This is a genomic window from Pelovirga sp. (assembly GCF_059864205.1).
This window is the reverse complement of the sequence record NZ_JCBCBS010000105.1, coordinates 1-7,916: the sequence shown is the minus strand read 5'-3', so window position 1 is coordinate 7,916 and position 7,916 is coordinate 1. Positions and strand designations below refer to the sequence as shown.

The window sequence follows — 7,916 nt, the reverse complement described above, 5'->3', positions numbered from 1 at the left end:
AGAAATCGAACTGCGACTGGCCCGTCGCAGTCGCTATCCGCAACTGATTTTGACCGGCTCCCACCGGATGTTCGGCAGTGATCAGCGTCGTTTTGATGATTCTTTTTCATCCCTGAGCTCGCGCGACAGCAGGATTGTTCTGCTGGTTGATGTTCCCTTGTTTGCCGGATTTCGCAGTCTGGCACAAACAGCTCGGTTGCACCATGAGTTGCGCTCACTGGAACTGCGCAAAAAGAAAACGGTCACCGAGATTCAGGCAAAAATCAGGCAACGACAACGGCTTTATCAAAATCTCACAGAGCAGGAGTCGGTACGGCTGGAGCGGCAGACCCTGATCGACCGGCAACGGCAGGATCTGGAGCGGATGACAGAGCAGCAGTTACTTGATCAGGTTGTTGCCTGGCGCCAACAGATTGAGTGGGCTCAACAGAAGATGGAGCTGGATATACGCCGCATCGACCTGGCGGTGCAGTCGTTGTTACTGCACAATCTGATGGAGGGGAGTTGATGAATCCAGCCCTGATCGCCTTTGAGCTGGTGGCACGGATGAATCGGATCGATGTGGATATCCGCGCTATTGCGCGGGAATTCAGCGTCAGCGCAGAGATGAGGGTCGAAGATCTGCTGCGCATCGCTAAAGCCAATGATTTTAAGGCAAAACGAAAAAAGTTGACGGCAAAGCAGGTTGGTTCCGGTTATCCGTTACCGGCGCTGGTGATTGACAGCGCCGGCGTTTGCAGTGTGCTGCTTAAACTGGACCCTAAGCAGGAAAAGGCCCTGCTGTTTGATCCGGTGCAAAAGAAGAGCTTTGAACTGAGCTATGCGCAACTGGACGAGCGCGCTGACGACTATCTGATATTGTGCCACAAGAAGATATCCTCTCAGGTGGTGTTCGGTTTTAACTGGTTTCTGCAGGAAATTCTTCGTTTCAAGCGGATTATCGCTGAGGTTCTGCTGGGTTCTTTTGTCGTTCAGTTGTTCGGTTTGGTGACACCCCTCTTTACCCAGGTGATTCTCGACAAGGTCATCGTCCATCGCAGTCTGACCACGCTGGATGTGCTGGCCATCGCGTTTCTGGCGGTGGCGGTTTTTGAGCTGCTGCTGAACATCTCGCGTAATTACATTTTTATTCATACCGCCCATAAACTGGATGCCAAGCTCGGCACCAAGCTGTTCAAGCATCTGCTGGCGCTGCCCTTTCGTTATTTCGAAGCGCGCCAGGTCGGTACCATTGCTGCGCGGGTCAGGGAGCTTGATAACATTCGCGAATTTATCACCAACAAAGCGGTAACCGTGGTTATCGACCTGTTCTTCTCTCTGGTGTTTGTGGCGGTGATGTTGTTGTACAGTGTCAAGCTGACGCTGGTCGCTCTTGCTTTCGTCAGTCTCATCGCCCTGATTTATCTGGTGATTACCCCGGAATTGCGGCGTCGTCTCGAAACCAAATTCCAGATGGGCGCCCGGTCCAACTCCTATCTGGTCGAGTCGGTCACCGGCATTCAAACGGTCAAATCCCTTGCCGTTGAGGGGACGATGCAGAACCGCTGGGAGGATCATCTTGGTGGATACGTCAAGTCCAGTTTCAACCTGGCCAACATCGCTAACATCGCCGGCGCCATTTCCGGCACCCTGCGCCAGCTGATGACGATTTCCATCCTCTATCTCGGGGTCAAGGCGGTGTTGCAGGGGGATCTGAGCATCGGCCAGTTGATTGCCTTCCAGATGTTTGCCGCACAGTTCTCCGGCCCGGTGTTGCGACTGGTGAACCTCTGGCACGAGTTCCAGCAGGCGCTGCTGTCGGTCGACCGACTGGGGGATATTCTTAACCATCCCCGCGAGCTGAGTAGTGACAAAGCGATCACCCTGTCACGGCTTAAAGGTTCGCTGAAGCTGGATAATCTGTCCTTCAAATATCACCCCGATGGTCCCAGGGTGCTGGATGGTATTTCGGTGGAGATCAAAGAGGGGATGAGTGTCGGTATTGTCGGGCGCAGCGGCAGCGGTAAAAGTACCCTGGCCAGGTTGCTGCAGCGGCTTTACATCCCCAACGAGGGAGCGATTTATATCGATGATATCGACAGCCGCCACATGAACCCGTTCTGGTTGCGCTATAACATCGGCGTCGTCCTGCAGGAAAGCTATCTGTTCAGCGGCACCATTCGTGACAACATCGCCCTGCCGAAACCTGATGCGCCGATGGAGTTGATCCTTCAGGTGGCGCAGATCGCCGGCGCTCATGAGTTTATCGCGCAATTACCCGAAGGCTACGATACCCCGGTGAGCGAGCGTGGGGCGTCCCTTTCCGGGGGGCAGCGGCAGCGTATCGCCATTGCAAGGGCCCTGATCAATAACCCGCGCCTGCTGATTTTTGATGAAGCGACCTCGGCCCTGGATTATGAGTCGGAACATATCATTCAGCAGAACATGAAGAAGATCAAGCAGGGCAGAACAACCCTCATTGTTGCGCACCGGTTGGCGACCATCAAGGAGTGCGATCTGATTCTGGTGCTGGATAAGGGCAAGCTGGTGGAGTCCGGCCGTCATGAGCAACTGCTGCAACAGCAGGGTGTTTATGCCGGCCTTCATGCCCAGCAGGGGTTCTGATGCGACAACAAGACAAGGATCAGCATGAGTTCAAGCCGTTACTGGTGGAGATAGAAGAACGTCCTCTGAATCCCCTTGGGCGGATTATTTTCTGGATTATCATCTGCGCCATGGGGTTTACCGCTATATGGCTTTTTATCGGCAAGGTGGATGTGGTGGTTACAGCACGGGGAAAGGTGATTCCCAGCGGTGAAGTGAAAACGGTTCAGCCCTTAAGCGGCGGGGTGGCGCGCAGCATCCTGGTAGAGCCGGGGGATTATGTCAGGCAAGGACAGGTCTTGATGGAAATCGATCCGTCCGGTATCGATCCGGAACTGGTTTCCCTGTCTACCGACCTGCGCCAGGTTGAGATGGAACGACAGCGCATCAGCGCCTTGCTGAAAAATGATGAATTCATCACGGATGACCCGCAAGACTCAGCGGAGCTGTTTGCCATGCAACAGGAAATTTACCAGGCAGAAAAGGAACGTCTCCAGCAGCAGCTTGGGGCTAAAGAGGCCGTGCTGCGGCAGTTGTCGGAACAATCAGCGTTGATCGATGATGCCGCTGATTATGCGGAGATCATGGTGGCCCAGCTAAGGGAACGAACAGAACGACTGAAACAGGTCAGGGATATCATCAGTCGTGATGAATACGAGCAGACCCAGGCTGAACTGTCGCGATTTGAAAACGAACTCCTCGGCACCCGACGGCGCAAGGAGGAGGTTCTTGCGCGCAAGCAGCAGACGCACCAGGAAATCGCTGTGATCAGGGAGGATTTTCGCAACCGGCTGTTGCTGGAATTAGCGGAAAAAACCCAACGCCGGCTTTATCTGCAGGCGCAGATTGAGCAAAAGAGTTTTTTGAGCGGTCGGCAACAGATCACCGCACCGGTGGATGGCTATGTGTCACGGTTATTGTTTCATACCGTCGGCGGCGTGGTCAGTCCGGCGGAAGTTCTCGCCTACATTGTCCCCGAGCAGTCCCCTCTGCGGATTCGTGCCCTGCTGCAAAACAAGGATGCCGGTTTTGTGGTCGCAGGGATGGATGTTTCGATCAAGGTGGATACCTTTAATTTTCAGAAATACGGTACGATCGACGGTAAGGTGCTGCAGGTAGCGCACGACAGTATCGAAGATGAACTGCTCGGGCTGGTTTACGAACTATACGTCAATCCGGAACAAACAAACCTGGCTGTTGACGGGGTTGACACTCCGATTGTCAGCGGCATGGGTGTCACCGCGGAAATCAAGGTGGGAAAACGGCGGATTATCGAGTTTTTTCTCTATCCGCTGATCCGTTATCTGGATGAGGGGATCAGTGTGCGATGACTTCAGGGAAGCAGGGTCGCCCGGCGGATGAAAAGATCAGGTTTTTGCCCGCCGGCAGACTTGTTTCACCGCCTGCACATTGATATACAGCACCACCGCCAGGACGATAATCGCGGCCACTCCGGTCGGTCCTCCGTAAAAACTGTGCCGCACTGTATTCATGATGAATACGCCGAGAAAACAACCGGCCAACAGGGTGTCAGCCTTGACCGACCATTCGCTGCGGCTGTTCCAGGCCCAGCTTAATACGTAGATGTTGAGCAGGCCGTAGCCGCCGGTGACGTAGGCAAAGCCCTTAAGCCAGGTGGTAGCGCTGTCGCTGAAATAAACATTGACGGTGTAAAAAACAAAGACAAAAGAGCTTAAAACGCTGAACAGCATCATGCCGTAGAGCTGAAATTTTTCGGTTGAGTTCATGGCGTATCCTTAACGAATGAGAGACCGCCGCAGATTAGCAAAAAATTGTTCTGATTGGTATTAATCTTCCGCTGTGTTTAACGACAATGCACGTCATACCCGCGAAGGCGGGTATCCAGGGGGGTGCTCAGCTTCCTGGACTCCCGCTTGCGCGAGAGAGATGACTTTTTAGAGTAGAGCGGAAGGTTGGTGCTTCTAAGTAACAAATTCGTATCTGTTCAGCACCGGATCTCCGGATCCTATGTCAAGGGACGCTTTTCGTCATCCATGACCGCTTGTTGTCGCCATTCATGGCGACAAACACCCCTGCCACAGGACCCCCGACCCTGCACAAGGATAGTGGTGAATAATTACACAAATTCTAAGCCACTGTTTTCCCGTAATAATTTTTGGTCGCTAAAAAGATGATTCTGCAAATGACAACCTGCTGAGCTCAAAGGTACTTGCTGACGTTGGGTCACCGCAGGGGGCTTGTTGCACAATGAGGCATGCTTACCAAGGTCGAAGCAGTGGGACGATAGCGCCAACGCTGCAGTTGATGAGTTTGTGCGACGCCATCAATCTTTGCTGCTGGTTATTTTGGGGTCGGGAGAGGTTGTTGTGCAGACAGAAAAAGTTCGTCGCGACGATGTTGTAAGGTCGGAAGCTGGCGTCTGACGTCATCCAGCTGTTGTTTGCTGAGGTCAGCGATTATCAGTTCGCCATCGGTAGAATCATTTGTTGCCCGGGCAATGACGGTGCCCCATGGATCAACGATCATGCTGTGACCATAGGTTTCCCGTCCGCCGGGATGGATTCCTATCTGGGCGGGGGCGAGAACAAAAGCCTGGTTTTCAATGGCGCGGGCACGCAGCAGGATCTCCCAGTGGGCGTTGCCGGTCGGAACGGCAAAGGCTGAAGGTACTGTCAGGATGTCCGCCCTATAGCTGGCGTAATAACGGAACAGCTCCGGAAAGCGCAGGTCGTAGCAGATACTTAGACCAATGCGCCACTCATCTACGTCAATGATTTCCGGAGAGCTGCCGGCGGTTACCTGTTCAGACTCACGGTAACTGCGATCCGGCAGGTCGCTGTCGAACAGGTGGATTTTGTCGTAGGTGGCGACCAGATTGCCGGCGTGAGAAAAGACCGGACAACAGTTGCGCAACAGCTGTTCCTCGTTTGCCAGCAACAGGGTGCCGCCGATGATGGTCATCTGATGCCGACGGGCTTGATCGACAAGAAAGGGGAGGGCCTTCTGTTGGGCCTCCTGCGTGGCAAATTGCCATTTACGCTCCTGTTCAGGATGCATGAAGGCGAACATTTCCGGCAGAACTGCCAGGTTCACATTTTGCCCGGCGGCCTCTTCCAGCAGGTGGGCAACAGTATCAAGGTTGCTGTCAACCTCATCCTGAGAATTCAGTTGCAGGCAGGCAACGCGCATGGGGCCATCTCCGTGAGAAGAGTTACCTTAAGTTGATTAGCACGTTGTCCTCGTTGCGACAAGTCCGAAGTCACCGCCATGGCTATTTCGCGGAGATCTTGTTTTCTGTGTCGTATTTATGTCGGCGCCAGGCAAATGGCAGGTCGATAATGGTGCCCGGAGTTTCAATCTCGTAGAGCAGCCGCAGGCTCTCGGTAACAACGGCGCGTTGCTGGGCCTTGTTGTGCGGTTCGCCGACGGGATGGCCGAAGGGCCATTTCAGAAACACCGTGCGCGGTGGCTTTACCTTCTCGGCGTACTCCCGCACGATGGAAATACCGATGGTGGCGATGCCGGCTTCTTCAATAACGCGCTGGATCAGTCCGACGGACTGATTGCAGATCCCTCAGCCAGGGGTTAAAAGGACGATATCGACCTCGTCCTGGAGCAGTTTTTGGGCGATATCAGCGGCTGTCTGGTGAATCAGGGTATCAATGTGCGGCCCGTCGATGTGCCCCATGAAAGAATAGTGGGTAGTGGCCAAACTGCCGAGTTTCTTTTCCGCAACCATTTCCTGCAACCGATCCAGGGGCAGGATGATGTTGGGATCTTTGTCGGCGTCGCTGTGGTCGTAATAGTCATGGGTGATGGTAAAGTCGCCAAACAATCGGTTGCTATCAACGGCGCGATAACTCGGGTCGCCATTGGGATCGTTCATATCAAAGGGCTGCTGCTCCGGGTGGTGAATGCCCGACGTCGTTACCAACGCTAATTTGGCTTGGTGCAGGGGAACTGCGGGGCGAACCCAGGGGATGTCCCCTGAGCTCGCGCGCGGAGTGTAGCTGTCAGTAAATTTTTTGGCCAGGGCCGGAAAGCGGGTTGCCAGGCGGGCCAGTAGCTGGTTTTTTAAGCGGGAAAACTGCATTTATGCTTACCTGTTCTGTAGACCGGTAGCGGCCAGACTGCGATGTTGAAGGGTTCCGTCAAGAGTACCATCAGCGCTGATGATGGGCAGTGTTGGATTGTTTGCCCATTCAATCCAGGAGCCATCATAGTTCTTTATCCGCTCATAGCCAAGACCCATTAGTACCAGCGTTGCATAAGCAGAGCGGATACCGGTCTGGCAATGGGCGACGATCTCCCGGTCGGGGGTGAGACCACGCTCATTGAGCAGGTTGATGATCTCGTCACGACTTCTGAGAACTTTCACTCCGTCAACATCTTTCTGCAATTCCGTCCAGTCCAGGTGAACAGCGCCCGGAATATGCCCACCCCGGTTTGCTCGTACCTCGGTGCCGACAAACTCAGCCGTTCTACGGGTATCCCAGATAACGGTATAGGGGTGATCAATGCGGGTTCTGATGTAATCCGCTTCAGCCCTGATATCAGGATAGCTGGTCAGTTCAACCACCCTGTATTCTACCGGTTCAGGTTTCGCGCTGGAAAGAAGACTGGTTGGATGGCCTTCTTTTGACCATTTCTCATAGCCGCCATCAAGAACGAAGGCATTGGTATGGCCATGGTAATGAAGAGTCCAGACCAGACGTGCCGCATAGGGGTTGTTGTCTTCAGCGTAGACGACAATCGGCGTTTTCTGAGTGGCACCCAGGTTGCCGAGCAGGATAGCGATGTCAGCGAAGTCCGGCACCAGGCTTTTAACCTCATTGCGGGTCGAGAGAAACTGGTCTCGACCGACATGCTGTGCTCCGTCAATATGACCAAGCCAGTAGAGGGGTGCTCGCCGAACATCCAGAACAAGGGCCTGATCGCGGTTGTCAATCAGCCATTTGGTATCGACAAAGTAATCTTCAAGGGATGCGTGGCTGGTGCCGACGCCGATTGTCAGTAATGCAAGCAAAACAGTAAGAAACCTTTTCATAAAAAATCCTCCTAGTTGGGTGTTGTTTGTTTGTTATATTTTCTAAAAACAACAGTGTCAAGATAAATATTATAAAAAAAATACATACATAAATTACTGTAAAATTGACAGGGAGGTATTAGCACTTATTTTTTAGTATATTGGATAGTTATTGAGGTAATTTTGATGGCGTCGCAAAAAGTCCGCCCTACGGCGTTACGGCGTTTTTTCAGGATCTTGACATACTCTATGTATGCCTGCGCCCCTGAAAAACCACCAGGCCTTGTAGGACGAAATTTTTGCTTAGCCATCCTATGACTTTTTG

The 7,916-nt window shown here is 53.2% G+C and carries 8 protein-coding genes; 3 read left to right on the top strand and 5 right to left on the bottom strand.

Annotation, left to right across the window (positions count from 1 at the left end; genetic code table 11):
• The 3 genes from AC6F7T_RS06785 to AC6F7T_RS06775 all read left to right on the top strand — a co-directional run.
• On the top strand, positions 1-508 hold a 508-nt coding region (locus tag AC6F7T_RS06785), incomplete at its 5' end, for a hypothetical protein (RefSeq protein ID WP_500717259.1).
• Positions 508-2,604: a type I secretion system permease/ATPase gene (locus tag AC6F7T_RS06780; RefSeq protein ID WP_500717257.1), complete on the top strand. Its 2,097-nt coding sequence runs from the start codon at positions 508-510 to the stop codon at positions 2,602-2,604. The genes AC6F7T_RS06785 and AC6F7T_RS06780, both read left to right, overlap by 1 nt.
• Positions 2,604-3,914 (top strand): HlyD family type I secretion periplasmic adaptor subunit, encoded by a 1,311-nt coding sequence (locus tag AC6F7T_RS06775; protein ID WP_500717255.1) that lies wholly within the window; start codon positions 2,604-2,606, stop codon positions 3,912-3,914. Before AC6F7T_RS06780 ends, AC6F7T_RS06775 begins: the two co-directional genes overlap by 1 nt.
• Before the next feature lie 36 nt (positions 3,915-3,950).
• Here AC6F7T_RS06775 and AC6F7T_RS06770 read toward each other — a convergent pair whose 3' ends face one another.
• The 5 genes from AC6F7T_RS06770 to AC6F7T_RS06750 all read right to left on the bottom strand — a co-directional run bounded on the left by AC6F7T_RS06770 (position 3,951) and on the right by AC6F7T_RS06750 (position 7,612).
• Entirely contained in the window at positions 3,951-4,331 is a 381-nt protein-coding gene (locus AC6F7T_RS06770; protein ID WP_500717253.1) for a hypothetical protein, read from the bottom strand.
• Positions 4,332-4,905: 574 nt separating this feature from the next.
• A complete protein-coding gene (locus AC6F7T_RS06765) occupies positions 4,906-5,754 on the bottom strand; it encodes a nitrilase-related carbon-nitrogen hydrolase (protein ID WP_500717251.1) in 849 nt (282 codons plus the stop codon).
• A gap of 82 nt (positions 5,755-5,836) precedes the next feature.
• Positions 5,837-6,022 carry a hypothetical protein gene (locus AC6F7T_RS06760; protein WP_500717249.1) on the bottom strand — a complete coding sequence of 62 codons (186 nt, stop codon included), beginning with the start codon at positions 6,020-6,022 and terminating at the stop codon, positions 5,837-5,839.
• 117 nt (positions 6,023-6,139) lie between these two features.
• On the bottom strand, positions 6,140-6,658 hold the full coding sequence (locus AC6F7T_RS06755) for a glycine/sarcosine/betaine reductase selenoprotein B family protein (RefSeq protein ID WP_500717247.1): 519 nt from the start codon (positions 6,656-6,658) through the stop codon (positions 6,140-6,142).
• A gap of 6 nt (positions 6,659-6,664) precedes the next feature.
• Positions 6,665-7,612, bottom strand: a complete 948-nt coding sequence (locus AC6F7T_RS06750; protein ID WP_500717245.1) for a rhodanese-like domain-containing protein — start codon at positions 7,610-7,612, stop codon at positions 6,665-6,667.
• Between the last annotated feature and the right edge of the window lie 304 nt (positions 7,613-7,916).

What these genes read in the sequence shown, in the direction of transcription:
- AC6F7T_RS06770 (WP_500717253.1), bottom strand. Translation starts at nt 4,331, where the DNA reads ATGAACTCAACCGAAAAATTTCAGCTCTACGGCATGATGCTGTTCAGC.
- AC6F7T_RS06750 (WP_500717245.1), bottom strand. Translation starts at nt 7,612, where the DNA reads ATGAAAAGGTTTCTTACTGTTTTGCTTGCATTACTGACAATCGGCGTC.
- AC6F7T_RS06755 (WP_500717247.1), bottom strand. Translation starts at nt 6,658, where the DNA reads ATGCAGTTTTCCCGCTTAAAAAACCAGCTACTGGCCCGCCTGGCAACC.
- AC6F7T_RS06780 (WP_500717257.1), top strand. Translation starts at nt 508, where the DNA reads ATGAATCCAGCCCTGATCGCCTTTGAGCTGGTGGCACGGATGAATCGG.
- AC6F7T_RS06775 (WP_500717255.1), top strand. Translation starts at nt 2,604, where the DNA reads ATGCGACAACAAGACAAGGATCAGCATGAGTTCAAGCCGTTACTGGTG.
- AC6F7T_RS06765 (WP_500717251.1), bottom strand. Translation starts at nt 5,754, where the DNA reads ATGCGCGTTGCCTGCCTGCAACTGAATTCTCAGGATGAGGTTGACAGC.